The 18433-nt window shown below is 68.0% G+C and carries 17 protein-coding genes; 2 read left to right on the top strand and 15 right to left on the bottom strand.

The window, feature by feature from the left end:
• Positions 1 to 33 precede the first annotated feature (33 nt).
• Positions 34 to 666 (bottom strand): YkvA family protein, encoded by a 633-nt coding sequence (locus tag AC3A3Q_RS16680; RefSeq protein WP_487587296.1) that lies wholly within the window; start codon positions 664 to 666, stop codon positions 34 to 36.
• Between the two features lie 261 nt (positions 667 to 927).
• Positions 928 to 1581 carry a hypothetical protein gene (locus tag AC3A3Q_RS16675; RefSeq protein ID WP_487587295.1) on the bottom strand — a complete coding sequence of 218 codons (654 nt, stop codon included), beginning with the start codon at positions 1579 to 1581 and terminating at the stop codon, positions 928 to 930.
• A 140-nt stretch (positions 1582 to 1721) separates the two neighbouring features.
• On the opposite strand from AC3A3Q_RS16675, the gene AC3A3Q_RS16670 reads away from it, so the two are divergent.
• The gene (locus AC3A3Q_RS16670) at positions 1722 to 4052 is read left to right on the top strand and encodes a tetratricopeptide repeat protein (protein WP_487587294.1); all 2331 of its coding nucleotides are present in this window, start codon (positions 1722 to 1724) and stop codon (positions 4050 to 4052) included.
• Positions 4053 to 4122: 70 nt separating this feature from the next.
• Complete coding sequence (locus AC3A3Q_RS16665; protein ID WP_487587293.1) at positions 4123 to 4551, top strand: hypothetical protein; 429 nt, start codon at positions 4123 to 4125, stop codon at positions 4549 to 4551.
• 76 nt (positions 4552 to 4627) lie between these two features.
• On the opposite strand, the gene rnhB is transcribed toward AC3A3Q_RS16665, so the two are convergent.
• The 13 genes from rnhB to pyrH form a co-directional block, all read right to left on the bottom strand.
• Positions 4628 to 5242: a ribonuclease HII gene (gene rnhB, locus AC3A3Q_RS16660; RefSeq protein ID WP_487587360.1), complete on the bottom strand. Its 615-nt coding sequence runs from the start codon at positions 5240 to 5242 to the stop codon at positions 4628 to 4630.
• A 10-nt stretch (positions 5243 to 5252) separates the two neighbouring features.
• Entirely contained in the window at positions 5253 to 6500 is a 1248-nt protein-coding gene (lpxB, locus tag AC3A3Q_RS16655) for a lipid-A-disaccharide synthase (protein WP_487587292.1), read from the bottom strand.
• A gap of 88 nt (positions 6501 to 6588) precedes the next feature.
• Positions 6589 to 7392, bottom strand: a complete 804-nt coding sequence (lpxA, locus tag AC3A3Q_RS16650) for an acyl-ACP--UDP-N-acetylglucosamine O-acyltransferase (protein ID WP_487587291.1) — start codon at positions 7390 to 7392, stop codon at positions 6589 to 6591.
• 3 nt (positions 7393 to 7395) lie between these two features.
• Positions 7396 to 7851 (bottom strand): 3-hydroxyacyl-ACP dehydratase FabZ, encoded by a 456-nt coding sequence (fabZ, locus tag AC3A3Q_RS16645; protein ID WP_158731546.1) that lies wholly within the window; start codon positions 7849 to 7851, stop codon positions 7396 to 7398.
• Between the two features lie 109 nt (positions 7852 to 7960).
• A complete protein-coding gene (lpxD, locus tag AC3A3Q_RS16640) occupies positions 7961 to 8977 on the bottom strand; it encodes a UDP-3-O-(3-hydroxymyristoyl)glucosamine N-acyltransferase (RefSeq protein ID WP_487587290.1) in 1017 nt (338 codons plus the stop codon).
• A 22-nt stretch (positions 8978 to 8999) separates the two neighbouring features.
• On the bottom strand, positions 9000 to 11474 hold the full coding sequence (gene bamA / locus AC3A3Q_RS16635) for an outer membrane protein assembly factor BamA (protein WP_487587289.1): 2475 nt from the start codon (positions 11472 to 11474) through the stop codon (positions 9000 to 9002).
• A gap of 74 nt (positions 11475 to 11548) precedes the next feature.
• On the bottom strand, positions 11549 to 12913 hold the full coding sequence (gene rseP, locus AC3A3Q_RS16630; RefSeq protein ID WP_487587288.1) for an RIP metalloprotease RseP: 1365 nt from the start codon (positions 12911 to 12913) through the stop codon (positions 11549 to 11551).
• A 33-nt stretch (positions 12914 to 12946) separates the two neighbouring features.
• The gene (locus AC3A3Q_RS16625) at positions 12947 to 14155 is read right to left on the bottom strand and encodes a 1-deoxy-D-xylulose-5-phosphate reductoisomerase (RefSeq protein WP_487587287.1); all 1209 of its coding nucleotides are present in this window, start codon (positions 14153 to 14155) and stop codon (positions 12947 to 12949) included.
• A gap of 2 nt (positions 14156 to 14157) precedes the next feature.
• A complete protein-coding gene (locus AC3A3Q_RS16620) occupies positions 14158 to 15009 on the bottom strand; it encodes a phosphatidate cytidylyltransferase (protein WP_487587286.1) in 852 nt (283 codons plus the stop codon).
• On the bottom strand, positions 15006 to 15788 hold the full coding sequence (gene uppS, locus AC3A3Q_RS16615; RefSeq protein WP_487587285.1) for a polyprenyl diphosphate synthase: 783 nt from the start codon (positions 15786 to 15788) through the stop codon (positions 15006 to 15008). Before uppS ends, AC3A3Q_RS16620 begins: the two co-directional genes overlap by 4 nt.
• Before the next feature lie 19 nt (positions 15789 to 15807).
• Positions 15808 to 16365, bottom strand: a complete 558-nt coding sequence (frr, locus tag AC3A3Q_RS16610) for a ribosome recycling factor (protein WP_200605948.1) — start codon at positions 16363 to 16365, stop codon at positions 15808 to 15810.
• A gap of 124 nt (positions 16366 to 16489) precedes the next feature.
• A complete protein-coding gene (locus AC3A3Q_RS16605; RefSeq protein ID WP_487587284.1) occupies positions 16490 to 17467 on the bottom strand; it encodes a cation diffusion facilitator family transporter in 978 nt (325 codons plus the stop codon).
• 63 nt (positions 17468 to 17530) lie between these two features.
• Positions 17531 to 18256, bottom strand: a complete 726-nt coding sequence (gene pyrH / locus AC3A3Q_RS16600; RefSeq protein ID WP_200605942.1) for a UMP kinase — start codon at positions 18254 to 18256, stop codon at positions 17531 to 17533.
• Positions 18257 to 18433: the final 177 nt, after the last annotated feature.

Here is an 18433-nt window from a genome sequence, read left to right as displayed (position 1 = left end):
CCCAATTCCCTATTCCCGCCTTCGGCCGTCGTCTCAGCTGACGCGGAACAACTGCGCCGGCAGGTTCCACGGTGCGTAGTGCTGCTCGCGCACCCACAGCATGTGCTGCCACAGCGCCAGCTCGTCGAGGCGGTCGCGCACCCACGCCGCGCGCCTGGCCGGCGGAGGTCCGGCCGGGTGCTCGATGCGGCGGTAGTCGCAGTAGTCGCGGAAGTCCTCGACGTCGTCGGCGAAGGCCGGCCAGGCCAGTTCGATCATCAGCACGTCGTCGAGCTGGCCGAGCACCGGCGTGTGGTCGGCAATCAGGTCGTCCTCGCGATCGATGTAGGCCAGCAACTGGCCGATGCGCGCGCGCGTCGCCTCGTCGCTGTCCCAGTCCTCGTCGGCGAGCATCAGGCGCAGTTCGTGCACGCGCTGCAGGCGCGAATCGATGACGTCGTGGGCGCGGTCGGCGGGCAGCTTCAGCAGCCAGGCCGCCAGTTGCTGCATGCGGTCGGCGTTGACGCGCGGGGCGTCGGCGTGGATCTCGTGCAGCAGCTGGTCGAAGCGTGCGACCGCGGCATCGGCCAGCGGAATCTCGTCGGCGTAGCGACGCGCCTGCATGCCGCTGTACATGTGGTCGAACGGCAAGGGTTCGGGGGTGGGTGTCGGATGGTGCTGACGCATGACACACCTCGCTTCCGGCCGGGTGGTCTGGGCTCGCATTGGCCGGCGGCGTGCGAGCCGGGAGTCCGATGATGCGCCCGTGCCCGTGAAGTTTCGTCGGCCAAAAGTGAAGGTGACCGATGGCGTTGCCGAATGCCGACGCGAGGAGGCCGCCTTTCGGCGGCCTCCGTGCTTTCCCAGGCGCCTTCGCAGGGGCCAGCTTGCTGGCAACCACGTCGGCGTCGCAGGTTGCCAGCAAGCTGGCTCCGACGATGCCGCCGTTCAGTGCACGCGGAACATGGACACTGAACCGGGCAGGTAGCTGCTCTCGCGGATCTGGCGCTCGTGCTCGGCATAGACCGCTTCCTCGTAGCGCATCTGCTCCCAGTCCTTGCGGCCGAATTCGAAGTCGGCGACCGCGCAACCACGGCGGTGCGCTTCCAGGCTGCGCAGGCGGACGTAGTCGAGGTAGTCCTCGACCTCGGCGAACACCCGCGGCCACGCGGCGTCCACCACGATCGCGTCGTCGAGGCGGCCGACCTTGGGCAGCCAGTCCGGGATCAGGTCGTCGCGGCTGCGGGCGTAGTCGACGATCAGCTGGGCGGTATCGACCGCGTCATTGGCCGGTTCCCAGCGGGCGTCACCGACCATCTGCTCGACGGCGGCGATCCGGCGCAGGCGCTGGCGGATGCTCGGCGGCGAGAAGTCGTGGATGCTGCGATCGCACAATTCGCGGGCCGCGCTGGCCAGCTGGTCGGTATCCAGCGACTGGGTCCGGCCGAGCCGGGCGAGCAGGCCGTTGAAGCGGTCGACATCGGCATTGCGCAGGTCGAAGCCATTGATGTTGTGGCGGCGGCCCGAGCCTTCGAACGGCACGTCCAGGATGGTCGGCAGGGAAGCGGACAGCTGGTTCGGGTTGGAAATGATGGCGTTCATGACGGTCTCCGTGGGGGGGATGGCACCGTTCTTGCGGCGCCGGATCAGGTTCCTCCACCGGCAGACATGAGTCATGATGGCCGTGCGTGCCTTTCCTCATCGTCCGCTCTGGTTGATGAGGGCGCCATGAGGTTTTGCCGATGAATCCGAACGGGATGGCAGGCCAGGGCGGGCTAACCACCGAAAGTTACCGATTCGACGACATCGTGGTCGACGCGACCGCGCATACCTTGTCGCGTGCCGGAACCCCCCAGACGGTCGAGCCGAAGGCCTTCGCGGTGCTGCTGATGCTGCTGCGCCGGGCCGGCGAGCTGGTCGGTCGCGACGAGCTGCTGGACCAGGTCTGGGGGCATCGCCATGTCACCCCCGGTGTCCTGACCCGGGTGATTGCCCAGCTGCGTCACGCCTTGGGTGACGACTCGCAGCGGCCCCGCTTCATCCAGACCCAGCACGCCCTGGGGTACCGGTTCATCGGCGAGCTCAAGGCCGTGGCCGACGCCGGGCCCGAGTCGCCGGAACCTCCCGCGCGGGCGGAGCCGGCGGTCGATCCGCTCGAAGGTGTCGCCGCAGTCAGGCAATCGGTGCCGCCGTCGATGAACGTGGCGGCCAACGAGGCCGAGGCGCCGGCGGTCGAGGATGCCCAGCAGGCAGCCGGCTACCGCGCCGCCAGCGCCGGGACCCTGGCGGACGAGGCCGGCTTCGCGCTGGCACCCGGGGACGAAGCACCGCTCGTGACTCCGCCGGCGGTCGTGCCGACCGCCTTCCGCACCCGGCGGAGGGCGCTGGCGCGGCGCCGATGGTGGTTGGCAGCGGCGGCGCTGCTGGCCATCGCCGCCGGCGGTTACTGGTTCGGCCAGCGTGAGCGCACCGCGGCACCGGTGGCTGAGGCCTCGATCGCGGTGCTGCCCTTCGTCAGCCTCAGCGCCGACAGCCGCGACGGCTACTTCGCCGAAGGCCTGGGCGTGGAGATGCACGACGCGCTGACCGGCGTGCCCGGCCTGCGCGTGGTCGCCGCGCCCGGACGCGGCAAGCAGCAGGTCGACATCAAGGCCCTGGGCGCCCAGCTCGGCGTGGCCACGCTGCTCGACGCCAGCGTCCGCCGCGAGGGCCCCAGGGTGCGGATCAGCGCGCGCCTGTCCGATACGCGCACGGGTTTCACGTTGTGGGCCCATAGCTACGATCGCGAGACCGGTGACGTGTTCGCCCTACAAAGCGACATTGCCAACGAAGTGGTGCAGGCGCTGGTGGGCGTCCTGCCGGGCACCGGACTGGATTCGGCGCGGCAGGCCTTGGCACGGCGTTTGACGCCGACGCGAAACGTCGCCGCCTACGACGCCTACCTCAAGGGCCAGCAGGAGATCCGCGTGCGCGGCGACAAGGCCAACCCCGCCAGCGCGATCAACTATTTCCGCGGCGCACTGGCGATCGATCCGGGCTTCGCACGCGCCCAGGCCGGCATCTGCCGCGCCGAAATCGAACGCTTCGAATTCGCCCGCGACACGGCTGCGTTCGAACGCGCGCAGTCGGCCTGCAAGCGCGCATCGGACATGGACCCCGCGCTGCGCGAAGTGAGCCTGGCGATGGGCGACCTGCATCGCGCCCGCGGCGAGTCCGAGGCCGCCATCGAGCAGTACACGCATGCGCTGGTCGATCCGGTGTTGCGCGCGGAGGCTTACCTTGGCCTGGCAGGCGTCGCCAGCGCGCAGGGTCGCGGTGACCTGGCACTCGACTATTTCGAACGTGCACGCAAGTTGCGTCCGCGCGATGCGGATGTATTCCAGGCTCTGGGCTACCACCAGTACACGAGCGGCGACGTCCCTGCGGCGATCGAGTCGTACCGCGCCGCCGTGTCGCTGAAGCCGGACGACGAGAATTTGTGGAGCAGCCTGGGCGGGCTGTACCAGGCCAACGGCAATGCCGTGCAGGCCACCGCCGCCTACGAGCGCTCGCTGGAAATCAAGCCGAACTACGCGGCACTGAGCAACCTGGGCTCGGTGAAGTACGACAACGGTGCCTACGAAGAAGCCGCGGCGCTGTACCGCCATGCGGCCGAACTCGACGGTAGCGACTTCCGCCTGTGGGGCAACCTCGGCGACGCGTTGTCGGCATCCGCTTCGACCGCCGCACAGGCGCGCGAGCCTTACCTGCGCGCGTCGCAGATGGCCGATCGCTACCTCAAGCTGAAGTCCGACGACGCTCAGGGATTCGCGCAGCTGTCCTGGATCCTGGCCAATCTCGGCGAGGGCGCAAAGGCGCGCGCGATGCTGGCCAAGGCCGAGTCGATTGCAACCGAGCGCGGAGAAGTCGCCTTCTGGGGCGCACAGACCATGGCCGTGCTTGATGACGTGCCCGCGGCGCAAAAGCAGCTGGCGGCGGCACGCAAGGAAGGCATACCCGAAGTGCGCATCGCGGCCACGCCGGTATTGCGGCGACTGGCGGCGCAGGAAATGACGGCATCGCGCGCCCCCTGAGCGGGGCAGTGATTCAGCGCCGTTTTCATCCAGGCCCGTTCCCCCGCGGGCACAACCGAGGAGAGGAAGAATGAAAGCGATACCCCGTTCGGTGGCGGCAGCGGCCGTCACCTGTCTGATCGTGGCTGCCTGCGGCCATCGCGGCGTGGCCGGTGAGCCGGTGCTGTGCGGCACCCAGAGCGGCACGGCGCCGGTGTTCATCAACATCACCTACGGCGCCGACGGCATGCCCAAGGCCAGTCCCGATACCTGCACGGTGACGGCGGGTACCGCGATCTCGTGGCGCGACTCGCCCGGAACGGTGCCGTTCTCGCTTGTCTTCAAGCGCGCCAATCCAGGTGGCGCGAACCAGCCGTTGCGGGTGCCGGCGCAACAGGTGTCGGGCAACTACCAGGTCAACATCACCACCGCGACGACAAGCGACGGCGAGTACAAGTACGGCATCACCGCCAACGGCAAGACGCTGGATCCGGCCATCATCATCCGCCGGCAGAATTAGCGGCAGCCGGTTCCAGTGATGGCGATGAGTACAAGGGCCCGCAGGATGCGGGCCTGTTTTTCCCGGGCGTGCAGGACTACGGAGCCACCGCCAGTGCCTCGCGCACCGGCGCGAAACTGCGGCGATGCTGCGGGCATGGACCGTGCCGCGTCAGCGCGGCGAGGTGCTCGGGCGTGCCGTAGCCCTTGTGCTGGTCGAAGCCGTAGTGCGGCCACTGCGCGTGGAGCTGTTGCATGTGGCGATCGCGCGCCACCTTGGCCAGGATCGATGCGGCCATGATCGTGCGGTCGCGCGCATCACCGCCGATCCATGCTTCGGCAAGACAGGGAAGCGAACGCGGCAATGCATTGCCGTCGATGCGCGCCAGGTCGGCGACGTGGCTGACGGCGAACAGCGCACGACTCATGCCCGACATCGTCGCCTGGTAGATGTTGATGCGGTCGATCTCCTCGACCGTGACGAACTCGATGTGCCAGGCCAATGCGCGCTCGATGATGCGGTCGTACAGCGTCTCGCGTCTTGCCGCGGTGAGCTGCTTGGAATCGTCCAGGCCGTTGACCGGCGTGCGCCCGGGCGCGAACACGACAGCGGCGACCACCACCGGTCCGGCCAGCGGACCACGACCGGCTTCATCGACACCGGCAATGCGCGGCGGGGTCGGATCGCTGCGCGCGCTCAGGTCCAGCGGCATCTGCGAGCCGTCATTGGCCACGGCCGGCCTCGATCAGTTCGCTGACGGCATCGGCGGCGCTGGCCGATGCATCGCGACGCAGTTGCAGGTGCAGATCGCGGAAGCGCGGCTGCAACGCGGCGGTCGCGGCAGGATCGTGCAGCCACGTCGATACGGCCGCGGCGAGATTCTCCGGCGTGCAGTCGGCCTGCATGAGTTCGGGCACCACGCGCTCGCCGGCGAGCACGTTGGGCAGGGCGTAGTTGTCGACCTTGAGCATGCCCAGGCCCTTGACCAGCGCGTAGGTGCTGGCCGCGACCTTGTAGGCGACCACCATCGGCCGCTTGGCCAGCATCGCTTCGAGCGTGGCCGTGCCGGAGGCCAGCAGCACCACGTCGCTGGCGATCATCAGCGTGCGCGCCTGGCCGCGGATCACTCGCAGCGCGGAAGTCAGCGCGATGCTGTCCGGGTGCGCCGCCAGCACGCGCTGGAATGCCGCGCTGGCATGCTCGTTGGCCATCGGCACCACGACCTGCAGCTGCGGATCCTGCTGGAGCAAGCGTGCGGCGGCAGAGAGGAAGTCGGCGCCCAAGCGCTCGATTTCGCCGACGCGCGATCCCGGCAGCAGTGCCAGCAATGGCCGCGCAAGATCGAGTCCGAGCTGCCGACGGGCCGCGTCGCGATCGGGATCCAGCGGCATCTCGTCGGCAAGCGGATGGCCGACGAAGCGCGCGTCGACGCCGTGGCGGGCATAGATCGCAGGTTCCATCGGGAACAGGCACAGCACGCGATCGGCGCTGCGCCCGATTTTCTCGGCGCGCTTCTCGCGCCACGCCCACACCGACGGGCTCACGTAATGCACGGTGCGCAGGCCGCGCTTGCGCAGCCACTTCTCGACACCGAGATTGAAGTCGGGTGCATCAATGCCGATGAACACATCCGGCTTCCAGTCCAGCAGCCGCTGGCGGAATCCGCGTCGCAACCGCAGCAGGCGGGGCAGGTGGCGCAGCACTTCCGACAGGCCCATGACGGCCAGTTCCGAAGCATCGTTCCAGGTATCCATGCCGGCGCCGCGCATCTGCTCGCCGCCGATGCCGGCGAAGCGGGCGTCGGGGTAGTGCCTGCGCAACGCTTCGATCAGGCCGGCACCGAGCAGGTCGCCGGAAGCTTCGCCAGCGCACAGGGCGATGCGCGGAGCGGTGGAGGATGGACTGGCGGAGTGCGTCAAAGCCGGCTCGCGTGATGGGTGGCGGCAGGACCGCGATTGCGAATGGATCATAGCCCAGCGAAGGCCCCGTCATCCCGGCGAACGCCGGGATCCAGGCAACGTCAAGTTGGGTCCCGGCGTTCGCCGGGACGACGGTGGGTCAGCGCAGCAGCGGCCGCTCGCCGGCGTCGACGAATGCGAGCACTTCGCGCACGTCGTCGCTGTCGCCGGCCAGCTCGGCGAGCTTGACGCGCGCCTCTTCCAGCGTGCCGCCGGACATGTACAGCGCCCGGTACGCGCGCTTGATGGCGCTGATGCGTCCGGCGTCGAAGCCGCGGCGCTTGAGGCCTTCGCTGTTGATGCCGCGCGGGCGGCCGTAGCCGTCCTGGGCGACCATCACGAACGGCGGAACGTCGCCATTGACCAGCGCGCCCATGCCGATGAACGCATGCGCGCCGATCCGGCAGAACTGGTGGATACCGGCGAAGCCGCTGAGGATGACGTGGTCGCCGACCTCGACGTGGCCGGCCAGCGTGGCGTTGTTGGAGAACACGCAATGGTTGCCGACGACGCAGTCGTGGGCGACGTGGGTGTAGGCCAGCATCCAGTTGTCGTTGCCGACACGGGTGACACCGCCGCCGGTGCCGGTGCCGCGGTTGACGGTGACGAACTCGCGGAACAGGTTGCGGTCGCCGATCACCAGCTCGACTCGCTCGCCCTGGTACTTCTTGTCCTGCGGCTCGCCGCCGATGGCGCAATGGCCGACGAAGCGGTTGTCACGGCCGATGCGGGTCGGGCCGATGACGCTGCAATGCGGACCGAACACGGAGTTCTCGCCGACCTCGACCTCAGCCCCGATGTAGCACAGCGCACCCACCTGCACGCCGGCAGCCAGGCGCGCACCGGGTTCGACCACGGCGCTGGCGTGGATGGTGGCGGTGGGGTGGATGTGCGGTTCGGACATGGCTCAGGCCTTTGCCTCGGCGCAGACGATCTCGGCGCAGGCGACCTGCTCGCCGGCGACGCTGGCAATGCCGGTGTAGATCGCGACGTTGCGGATCACGCGCTTGAGGGTGACATCCAGGTCGAGGCGATCGCCCGGAACCACCATCTTGGAGAACTTGGCGTTGTCGATCTTCACCAGGTAGAACAGGCGGCCATCGGCCGTGGTCTGGCTGGACAGCTGGGTCAGGATGCCGCCGGCCTGGGCCAGCGCTTCCACCACCAGCACGCCCGGCATCACCGGGTGGCCGGGGAAGTGGCCCTGGAAGTACGGCTCGTTGCAGGTGACGTTCTTGTAGGCGAGCACGCGCTTGTGCGCTTCGAACTCGACCACGCGATCGACCAGCAGGAACGGATAGCGATGCGGCAGCAGCGTCCGGATGGTGTTGACGTCGATCGGTAGTTCCACGGTATGGCTCATCAGGGGTCCTTTCAGCCGGTCCGTCGCTGCCGGATGGTCGTCCGCGGCGGGGGCCAGCATTGCAGTAATCGGGGGCAAACCGGGTGAAGGCGCCCGGTCGGGCGCCGGCTCAGTCCTCGCGTCGGCCCGGCAGCCGCCGCGCGATGGCGTCGAGCTGCTTGAAGCGCGCGGCATTCTTGCGCCAGCTGCGATTGTCCATCAAGGGCGTCCCGGAGGAGTACTCACCGGGCTCGCGGATCGAGCTGGTGACCAGGCTCATCGCAGTGATCATGACCTTGTCGCATATTTCCAGGTGGCCCAGCACGCCGGCGCCACCGCCGATGAGGCAGTAGCGGCCGATGCGCGCGCTGCCGGCGGCGGCCGAGCATCCGGCCATCGCCGAGTGGGCACCGATGAAGACGTTGTGGCCGATCTGGATCTGGTTGTCGAGGCGCACGTCCTCTTCGAGCACCGTGTCGTCGATGGCGCCGCGGTCGATGGTGGTGTTGGCGCCGATCTCGCAGTCGTCGCCGATGACCACGCCGCCGAGCTGGGGCACGTTGAGCCATCGACCGGCTTCCATCGCCAGGCCAAAGCCGGCGGCGCCGATCACCGCGCCAGGATGGATGACCACGCGCTGGCCGATGCGGACCCGGGTGACCAGGGTGACGCGTGCGATCAGTTCGGTGCCGGCACCGACCACGCAGTCGTCGCCGATGACGCAGCCGGCTCCTACTATCGCGCCGGCCTCGACGCGGCTGCGCGCGCCGATGCTGACGAACGGGCCGATGTGCGCCTGCGGATCGACACTGGCGGTGGCGTCGATGGCGGCCGAGGAGTGGATGCCCGCTTCGCGCAGCGGCCTGGGCTCGAACAGCGCCGACATCTTGGCGAAGGCCGCGTAGGGATCGCGAGCGAGCAGGGCGGTGCCGGAAAAATCGACCGCGTCGTCCTCGCGCATCACCACCACGCCAGCGCCACTGCTGGCCAGCTGGCTGCGGTACTTCGGGTTGGCGAGGAACGCCAGTTGCTGCGGCCCGGCCTTGGCCAGCGTGCCTACGCCGTCCACGCGCGCCGCGCCATCGCCCTGCAGCTGCAGGGCGAAGCGCTGTGCCAGTTCGGCTGCGCTGAAGGACGGACCAGGCATGCTCGAACCCGCTGCCGGCTGCTTAGAACGTGCCGCCGAAGGTGAACTGCAGGCGCTCCAGTTCGTCCCCCTGCTCGATCAAGGTGCCGTTCGCGTTCCTCACGTCGTCCTGGCTCTTGAGCGGGTAGGCGTAGCTGATCGAGATCGGACCCATCGGCGAGCGCCACATCAGTGCGATACCGGTCGAAGCACGCAGCTCGCCGGCATCGAAGCTGTCGTAGTCCTTGTAGACGTTACCGAAGTCGACGAACGCCGAAACGCGTGCGGCAGGCGTGTCGAGCAGGGTCGGGAAGTACATTTCCAGCGAGCCGACCGTCTTGAACGCGCCGCCGAGCGGCTGGCCGAACTCGCGCGGACCGAGCGTGTTGTCGGTGAAGCCGCGGACCGAGCGCACGCCACCGGCGTAGAAGTTCTCGAAGAACGGCAGGCCATCGGCGGTGATGGTGCGCAGGTAGTCCGCGCTGCCCGGCGGGCAGACGTAATTGCCCGGTGTGCGGCACAGATCACGCGAGGTCGCGTCGCCGTAGCTGTCGCCGTAGCCGAGTTCGGCGCGGGTGTTGAGCACCAGGTGGCGGTTGAGCGGCCAGAACTTGGAGATGTTGTAGTTGATCTTGTAGTACTCGACAGTCGAGCCGGGCAGGGTGGTTTCCAGCCAGACGCGCTGCTGCATGCCGCGGGTCGGGGTCAGGAAGCTGTCGAGCGAGTTGCGGCCCCAACCGATTTCGCCGCGCCAGGCATGGAAAGTGTTGCGGTCGAGCGCATTGACGTAGTCGACGATGCTCGGCGGCGTGTCGGCAAACACCAGGATCTCATTGGTGTCCACGCCCAGCATCGCCGTGACCGTATCGGTCTCGGTGATCGGCAGGCCGAAGACCGCCTGCGCCGCGCCGGAGTTGGTCGAGTACTGGGCGGTGTTGAAGTCGGAGTAATCGAGTTCGCGCCACCACAGGTTGTAGCCCAGCGACAGGCCGTTGTCGGTGAAGTACGGATTGCGGAACGAGAAGTCGTAGCGCTGCATGTAGTCGTTGCGCTGCGCCTGCACCGACACCTGGTTGCCGCTGCCGAGGAAGTTGGTCTGCGACAGCTGGATCTGCGCGGTCAGGCCCGACAGCTGCGAGAAGCCCAGGCCGAACACGAAGCTGCCCGAGGTGGTTTCCTTCAGGTTGTAGACCACGTCGACTTCGTCGTTGCTGCCGGCGACCGGCACGGTCTCGACGTCGACGGTCTCGAAGTAGCCCAGCTGCTGCAGGCGGATCTTGGAACGGTCGATCGCCGCCTGCGAGTACCAGGAACCTTCGAACTGGCGCATCTCGCGACGGATCACTTCGTCGCTGGTGCGGCTGTTGCCCTTGAAGGCGATGCGGCGCACGTTGACGCGAGGACCCGGCACGACCTGCATGTTGATGCCGACGGTCTTGTCTTCGCGATGCACGTCCGGGATCGGGTTGACCTGGGCGAAGGCGTAGCCGACGTTGCTGAGCGTGGCGATGATCGAGTCGGAGCTGATCTCGAGCAGGCGACGGGAGAAGATCTGGTCCGGCTTGACCAGCACCAGGCGCTCGATCTGCTCCTTGGGCAGGATCGTGTCGCCGGTGACCTGCACGCTGGACACCTTGTACTGCTCGCCCTCGGTCACGCCGGCGGTGAGGAACATGTCCTGGCGGTCGGGGCTGATGGATACCTGGGTCGAGTCGACGGCGAAGTCGACGTAGCCGCGGTCGAGGTACCAGGAGTTCAGCTTCTCCAGGTCGCCCGACAGCTTCTCGCGCGAATACTGGTCATCGCGCTTGTACCAGCTGAGCCAGTTGTGCTCGCGCGATTCCCACTGCTCGAGAATGGCCTCGTCCTCGAACTTCTCGTTGCCGATCAGGTTGACGTGGCGGATCTTGGCCGCCTTGCCTTCCTTGACGGTGATGGTGACATCGACGCGGTTGCGGTCGAGTCGCGACACCGTCGGGTTGATCTCGACGTTGTACTTGCCGCGGTTGTTGTACTGGCGGGTCAGTTCCTGGGTCACGCGGTCCAGGGCGAGGCGGTCGAAGGTGTCGCCTTCCGACAGGCCGGCTTCCTTCAGGCCCTTGAGCAGGTCCTCGGACTTGATGTCCTTGTTGCCGGTCAGCGTCAGCTTGTTGATGGCCGGGCGCTCGGTGACGGTGATCACCAGGATCGTGCCCTGGCGGCCGACCTTGACGTCCTCGAAGAAGCCGGTCTTGTACAGCGCGCGGATCGCATCGCCAGCCTGCGAGCTGTCCATCGTGTCGCCACGCTCGACCGGCAGGTAGGTGAAGACCGTACCGGCGGAGATACGCTGCAAGCCATCGATGCGGATGTCGCTGACGGTGAACGAACCGATCGGCGCGACCTGCGCGCCGGTCGTGTCCGGTGCGCCCGACAGTGCGAACGGATCCACCGACTGCGCCAGCACTGGCAGGGCTGTGGAATTCAGCGCCGCGACGAGGGCGAGGGCAAGCAGGCGGCGGTTAGGGGTTCGCGTCATTAGTACGTCCGGAAGAGGGTCTTGGAGGCCCGGAGCCGGGCGTCGGGTCGAGAAAGCAGGGAGCGTCGCCGGCATCAGTGCACCAGGTTGTTCACGATGTCGTTGAAGAACGCCAGGCCCATCAGCCCGGCGATCAATGCCAGGCCGACATACTGTCCGGCCGCCATGGTGCGTTCGCTGACCGGGCTGCCCTTGACCAGCTCGATAAGGTAATACAGCAGGTGACCGCCGTCCAAGATCGGGATCGGCAGCAGGTTCAGGATGCCCAGGCTCAGCGAGAGCATCGCCAGCATGGACAGGTACCAGGCCGCGCCATGATGGGCATAGGCATTGGCCGCGCGGGCGATGGTGATCGGCCCTGCGACGGTATTCTGCACGGACACCCGACCGGTAAATGCGCGGCCGATCATGGCGAACAGCTCGTTGGCCTGGTGCACGCTTTCGCGGACCGCGGCCGGGATGGCGTCGATCGGGCCGTAGCGCAGCAATGCGTCCTTGGCCGGTTCCTGCGCGCGGGCCGACTGCAGGCCCAGGCCCCAGTAGTCCTGGCCGGTTTGCGGATGCTTCATCCGTGCCGGCTGGATCTCGAGGGCATGGCGTTCGCCCTTGCGCTCCACCTCGACCATCGCAAAGCCGCCGCGCGCGCCGAGCTTTTGCACAAGCGGGCCGATGTCATCCCAAGAATTGACCGGGTCACCATCAATTGCAGTGATTCGATCCCCTTCGTTCAGCACGCCGAAGGCAGGCTGGTCCGGCACGACGCGCCCGATCACGGCCGGCACCAGACCGTGGCGAGGGGTCAGGCCGATCGCCTCGACCGCGCGACGCTCGTCGAACGATGCCGGCAGGCGTGACAGCTGCAGCTTGCGGGTGACCTCGTCGCCGCTGGCGGTGCGCACGCGCAGCGCGATGTCACTGTGGTCGAGTGCAGCGGGAATCAGCGCCAGTTGCGCTTCGCTCCAGGTCGGTGTGTCGCGGTCGCCGATCGCAAGCAGCGTGTCGCCGCTGTGCAGTCCAGCGCTCGCGGCCAGGCCCTGGGCCTCGCCGACCACCGGGGCATAGTCCGGGCGGCCGATCACGAACATCGCCCAGAACAGGCCGACGCAGAGCAGCAGGTTGGCAACCGGGCCAGCTATCACTATGGCGATGCGCTTGAACACCGACTGGCGATTGAACGCCTGGTCGAGGTCGCTCGCCGCGACGTCGCCCTCGCGCTCGTCGAGCATCTTGACGTAGCCGCCGAGCGGGATCGCCGCGATCACATACTCGGTGCCGTCCTTGCCGCGGCGCGACCACAGCGCCTTGCCGAAGCCGATCGAGAAGCGCAGCACCTTGACGCCGCAGCGGCGCGCGACCCAGTAGTGGCCGAACTCGTGAAACGTGACGAGCACGCCGAGGCTGACGAGCAACCACCAGATCGAGCCGATGAACTCACTCATGTATGTCAGGGCTCAGGAAGACGGGGTTGTGGTTCATGCGCGTGCACCGGCGGCGCCAGCCGCGACGGCCTGGCCGGCATGATGCCGGGCCTGGGCATCTGCCTCGCGAAGGGCTGCCAACGACGTCGCCGGGGTGGATGGGAGCGCGGCGAGGGTGTCCTCGACCAGCGCCGGTATCGCTAGGAAACCGATACGGCGCTGAAGAAATGCTGAAACAGCTACTTCGTTGGCGGCGTTGAGGACGGCCGGGGCGGTGCCGCCCGCGGCCAGGGCCTCGAACGCCAGACGCAGGCAGGGGAAGGCCTGCAGGTCCGGCGGCTCGAAATCGAGCCGGCCATGCGACAGCAGGTCGAGTCCGGCGACGCCCGACTCGATCCGTTCCGGCCAGCTGAAGCCGACCGCCAGCGCAGTGCGCATGTCCGGCAAACCAAGCTGGGCAATGGTGGAACCGTCGACGAACTCCACCAGCGAGTGCACCAGGCTCTGCGGATGCACCAGCACCTGGATGCGGTCGCCGTCGACGCCGAACAGATGGTGCGCCTCGATGACTTCCAGGCCCTTGTTCATCAGCGTGGCCGAATCGACCGAGATCTTCGGCCCCATCGACCACTTGGGATGGGCGACGGCCTGTTCCGGCGTGACCTGGGTCAGCTCGGCACGCGCGCGACCGCGGAACGGTCCGCCCGATGCCGTCAGCAGTATCCGTCGCAGGCCCTGGTGCGCATGCGCATCGGGGAGGCACTGGAAGATCGCATTGTGTTCGCTGTCGACCGGCACGATGGTCGCGCCGCCTTCCTGCGCTGCCTGCATCAGCAGTTCGCCGGCGAGCACGAGCGATTCCTTGTTGGCGAGCAGGATGCGCTTGCCGGCCCTGGCCGCGGCCAGGGTCGAGGGCAGGCCGGCTGCACCGACGATCGCCGCGACGACGGTGTCGCAGGCATCGCCGGAGACGAGCGCGTCGAGCGCGTCGTCGCCGCAGTGCGGTTGCGTCTTCAGGCCTGCATCGCGCAGGCCATCGGCCAGCGCCTGCAGGCCGCGGTTGTCGGCGATCACGGCGTGGTCGGGACGATGCTGCCGGCACAGTTCGACCAGCGCCGCGACATTGCTGCCCGCGGCCAGCACGCTTGCACGCAGGCGTTGCGGATGGCGCGCGATCACGTCCAGCGCGGACGTGCCGATCGAACCGGTGGCACCGAGGACGGCGACGTTGCGTGCACTGAAAGAGCGTGTACTGACGGACATGCTCAGAAGCCCAGCACGGCCTTGCCGAGCGCGAACACGGGCAGCGCGGCCAGCACGCCGTCGACGCGGTCGAGGATGCCGCCGTGGCCCGGAATCAGGTTGCCCGAATCCTTCACCCCGACGTGGCGCTTGAGCAGGCTCTCGAACAGGTCGCCGACCACCGAGAACAGCACCGCCAGCAGCGCGACCACGGCCACGGCCGGCAGCTGCGCCGGTGTCGCGCCGGCGATCAGGGCGAAGACGATGCCGACGATCACGCCGCACACCACGCCGCCGAGCAGGCCTTCCAGGGTCTTGTTGGGGCTGATCCGCGGCGCCAGCTTGCGGCCGCCGAACAGGCGCCCGCCAAAGGTGCGTCCGGCGAAGTAGGCGCCGGTGTCGGCGGCCCAGACGATCGCCAGCGCCGTCAGCAGCCAGCGATGGCCGTTGGGCTGGGTCGAGTGGATCCAGGCCAGGGCACACCAGGCCGGAATCATGCTCAAGGCGCCGGCGGCGAGCTTGAACACGCGCGCGTTGGTGTCGTGGTCGCTGGCGAAGTCGTAACGGCCCAGCCAGAACAGCGCCAGCAGCCACCAGATCACGCCGATCATGCTCGCCAGCTGGAACAGCGCCATCGTGTAGCCGGCGCTCGAACGCGACGCCCACACCAGCGCCACCATCACCGCCAGGTTGGCCACCAGCAGTACGGTGCGGGCCAGCGTGTCCTCGATCTGCGCCAGGTCGAACCACTCCCACAGGCCGGCCAGGAACAGCACCGCGGCCAGGGCCACCATCCAGGGTGTCGGCAGCAGCAGGATCGCGGCAATCGCGAGCGGCGCCATCACCAGGGCGGCGAGCAGGCGGGTTCGGGTCATTCGGAAATCTCTTTGGTGGCGGGCAACCGGTCCGGCGCCGGCGCGACCTGCGCGCCGGTCAGGCCGAAGCGGCGCTGGCGGCCGGCGTAGTCGTCCATGGCGCGCTGAAGTGTCGCCGCATCCAATTCAGGCCACAACAGGTCGGTGAACCACAGTTCGGTATAGGCCAGCTGCCACAGCAGGAAGTTGCTGATGCGGGTTTCGCCGCCGGTGCGGATGAACAGATCCGGAGGCGGCAGCTCGGCCAGGCAGGTGCGGGCGCCCAGGGCGTACTCGTCGATGTCTTCCGCCGCGAGGCGGCCGGCGGCGACGTCCTGCGCCAGCGAACGGGCGGCCTGGGCGATGTCCCAGCGCCCGCCGTAACTGGCGGCGATGGTCAGGTGCAAGCGGGTGTTGGCGCGCGTGCGGTCTTCGGCCGACGCCATCTGCTTGCGGATGGCTTCGGCGAAGCGTTCGCGCTCGCCGATGAAGCGCACCCGCACGCCGCGCCGGTCGAGTTCGTCGACCTCACGTTCCAGCGCACCCAGGAACAGCTTCATCAGCGCGCCGACTTCCTCTTCCGGCCGGCCCCAGTTCTCGCTGGAGAAAGCGAACAGGGTCAGCGCTTCGATGCCCTGTTCAAGGCAGAAGTCGATGCAGACATTGACCGCGCGCGCACCGGCGCGATGGCCGATGACGCGCGGGCGGCGGCGGCGCTCGGCCCAGCGACCGTTGCCGTCCATGATGACGGCAAGGTGGCGCGGGACACGCGCGGCAGCAATGGCAGGTTCTGAAGACATGGCGGGACGGGTAGACCCGTCAAACCGCCATAAGTTCTTGCTCTTTGGCCTTGACCACCTCATCGACGTCCTTGATGGCGGCGTCGGTGATCTTCTGGATCTCGATCTCGGAGCGGCTGACTTCGTCTTCGGTGATCTGCTTTTCCTTCAGCAGTTCCTTGACCTGGTGGTTGGCATCGCGGCGGATGTTGCGGATGGCGACCTTGGCGTCTTCGCTCTCGGAATGGACGAGCTTGGACAGTTCCTTGCGACGCTCCTCGGTGAGGGCGGGCAGGTTGAGGCGGATCACGGTGCCGGCGGTGTTCGGGGTCAGGCCCAGGTCGGAGGCGAGGATCGCCTTCTCGACGGGACCGACCATCTGCTTCTCCCACGGCGTGATGATCAGCGAGCGCGCGTCGGAGACCTGGACGGAGGCGACCTGCGACAGCGGCATGTCGGAACCGTAGTAATTGACCTTCAAGTGGTCCACCAGCGCGGTCGAGGCGCGGCCGGTGCGGATCTTGATCAGGGTGTGGCGAAATGCTTCGACGCTCTTGGCCATGCGGGTCTGGGCATCTTTCTTGATCTCGTTGAGCATCGCCGGCTCCGTTCCATTAGCGGTAATCGCGGGATTATAGCCAGCCGGGGGCCTCTCCAGCGACCCGACGGGTCGCGTCCGGGCCACGCGAGGGCGGCAGGCGCCGGTGGGAGGGGCCCCGCCTCTAGTGGCCGTGCCCGTCCTCGTGGGCATGGTCATGGTCATGGTCATGGGCATGGTCGTGTGCGTGGCCATGCGTATCACCGTGCGGCGCCCGATCGTGGCGATCGTGCTCGCAGGCCCGGCCCAGCTCGACCTGCAGGGTCGGGTGGTTGATGCCGTAGCGTTCGTCGAGCTCGCGGTTCAGCTGGTCGATGAACTCGTCGTGGTCGCCCTGGTCGGGGCGGACCAGGTGCGCCGTCATCGCGATCTCGCCCGCGCCCAGGGACCAGATGTGCAGGTGGTGGACCGCCTGGACGCCGGGCCGCGTGGCCAGGAAGTCCTGCACCTTGCCGCGATCGATGCTCGCCGGCACCGCATCCATGGCGGCATTGAAGGCATCGCGGAGCAGGCCGAAGGCGCCGATCGCCACGACCGCGCCGATCAGCACCGCGATCGCCGGATCGAGCCAGGCCCAGCCCAGCCACCACATGCCGGCTCCGGCCAATACCGCCGCGAGCGATACCGCGGCGTCGGCGATCAGGTGCAGGAAGGCGCCACGGCGATTGAGGTCCTGGTCATGGCCGTCGCGCACCAGCCACGCAGCCCCGAGGTTGACCGCGATGCCGAGCGCGGCGACCAGCATCACCGGCAGGGCGGGGATCTCCGGCGGGGCATTGAATCGCCGCACTGCTTCCCACGCCAGCGCGCCGGAAAACGCCACCAGCAGCAAGGCATTGGCCAGCGGCGAGAGCAGGGTGGCGCGGCGCCAGCCATAGGTGTGGCGGTCGGTCGGTGCGCGCTTGGCCAGCACCGCAGCGCCCCAGGCCAGGCCCAGTCCGAGCACGTCACCCAGGTTGTGCAGCGCATCCGACAGCAGCGCCAGCGAATTGGTCGCGAAGCCGTAGCCGGCCTCGAGCACCGTGTAGGCAAGGTTGATCAGCGTGACGGCGGCGAATGCGCGCGTCGCGTTGGCGGCGTGATGGTGGTGTCCGTGGCCCATGCCGGAATGGTGGCATGGCGACGGCGGCGGACTCTATTACAAGTCGGCCGCCGCCGGCGGGGATCAGCCCTTGCGGCCCTGCACCAGCGTGCCGATGTTCTCGCCGTGCAGGATCTTCAGCAGCGTGCCCGGCTGGCCCATGTCGAAGATGCGCAGCGGCAGGTCGCTGTCGCGGCACAGGGCGAAGGCGGCCGTGTCCATCACCTGCAGGTTGCGGGCGATCACGTCGTCGTAGGTCAGCTTGTCGTAGCGGACCGCGTCGGCGTGCTTCTTGGGGTCCTTGTCGTAGACGCCGTCGACCTTGGTTGCCTTCAGCAGCAGGTCGGCACCGATCTCGATCGCACGCAGTGCGGCGCCGGAGTCGGTGGTGAAGAAGGGGTTGCCGGTGCCGGCAGCGAAGATCGCCAGGCGGCCCTTTTCCATGTGGCGGATGGCGCGGCGGCGGATGTAGTCCTCGCACACGTCGTTGATCTTGATCGCGCTCATCACGCGGCACTTGGCGCCGAGCTTCTCCAGCGCGTCCTGCATGGCCAGGGCGTTGATGACCGTGGCCAGCATGCCCATCTGGTCGCCGGTGACCCGGTCCATGCCGCCGGCGGCCAGGCCGGCGCCGCGGAAGATGTTGCCGCCGCCGATCACCAGTGCCACTTCGGCCCCGGCCTGCTGGGCCTCGATCACCTCACGGGCCAGGCGGCTGATCATCTTCGGGTCGATGCCGTAGTCCTCGTCCCCCATCAACGCCTCGCCAGAAAGTTTGAGCAGGACACGGCGATAGGCGAGCTGGGACATGGCGACCTCGTTGGGATGGGCAAACAGCGGAATTGTACGGGATCGGCGGGCCGACCCTCCGTGAGGGCGCGTGGAGGGGGTTGCGCGCGCGTTGGGCCAGGTGGGGGAGGAGGTGGGGTGTATTCCGCGAACCTCCGCTTCGCTCCGTTTACTGTTCGCGAAATACACCCCACCCCC

This window comes from Lysobacter sp. Soil_C_59, from assembly GCF_057656415.1.
Note: the sequence above shows the minus strand (reverse complement) of the source record. Positions and strands in the feature narration are given on the sequence as shown.

Coding starts and splice junctions, on each gene's coding strand:
- AC3A3Q_RS16680 (WP_487587296.1), bottom strand. CDS start 666: ATGCGTCAGCACCATCCGACACCCACCCCCGAACCCTTGCCGTTCGAC.
- AC3A3Q_RS16675 (WP_487587295.1), bottom strand. CDS start 1,581: ATGAACGCCATCATTTCCAACCCGAACCAGCTGTCCGCTTCCCTGCCG.
- AC3A3Q_RS16670 (WP_487587294.1), top strand. CDS start 1,722: ATGAATCCGAACGGGATGGCAGGCCAGGGCGGGCTAACCACCGAAAGT.
- AC3A3Q_RS16665 (WP_487587293.1), top strand. CDS start 4,123: ATGAAAGCGATACCCCGTTCGGTGGCGGCAGCGGCCGTCACCTGTCTG.
- rnhB (WP_487587360.1), bottom strand. CDS start 5,242: ATGCCGCTGGACCTGAGCGCGCGCAGCGATCCGACCCCGCCGCGCATT.
- lpxB (WP_487587292.1), bottom strand. CDS start 6,500: ATGATCCATTCGCAATCGCGGTCCTGCCGCCACCCATCACGCGAGCCG.
- lpxA (WP_487587291.1), bottom strand. CDS start 7,392: ATGTCCGAACCGCACATCCACCCCACCGCCACCATCCACGCCAGCGCC.
- fabZ (WP_158731546.1), bottom strand. CDS start 7,851: ATGAGCCATACCGTGGAACTACCGATCGACGTCAACACCATCCGGACG.
- lpxD (WP_487587290.1), bottom strand. CDS start 8,977: ATGCCTGGTCCGTCCTTCAGCGCAGCCGAACTGGCACAGCGCTTCGCC.
- bamA (WP_487587289.1), bottom strand. CDS start 11,474: ATGACGCGAACCCCTAACCGCCGCCTGCTTGCCCTCGCCCTCGTCGCG.
- rseP (WP_487587288.1), bottom strand. CDS start 12,913: ATGAGTGAGTTCATCGGCTCGATCTGGTGGTTGCTCGTCAGCCTCGGC.
- AC3A3Q_RS16625 (WP_487587287.1), bottom strand. CDS start 14,155: ATGTCCGTCAGTACACGCTCTTTCAGTGCACGCAACGTCGCCGTCCTC.
- AC3A3Q_RS16620 (WP_487587286.1), bottom strand. CDS start 15,009: ATGACCCGAACCCGCCTGCTCGCCGCCCTGGTGATGGCGCCGCTCGCG.
- uppS (WP_487587285.1), bottom strand. CDS start 15,788: ATGTCTTCAGAACCTGCCATTGCTGCCGCGCGTGTCCCGCGCCACCTT.
- frr (WP_200605948.1), bottom strand. CDS start 16,365: ATGCTCAACGAGATCAAGAAAGATGCCCAGACCCGCATGGCCAAGAGC.
- AC3A3Q_RS16605 (WP_487587284.1), bottom strand. CDS start 17,467: ATGGGCCACGGACACCACCATCACGCCGCCAACGCGACGCGCGCATTC.
- pyrH (WP_200605942.1), bottom strand. CDS start 18,256: ATGTCCCAGCTCGCCTATCGCCGTGTCCTGCTCAAACTTTCTGGCGAG.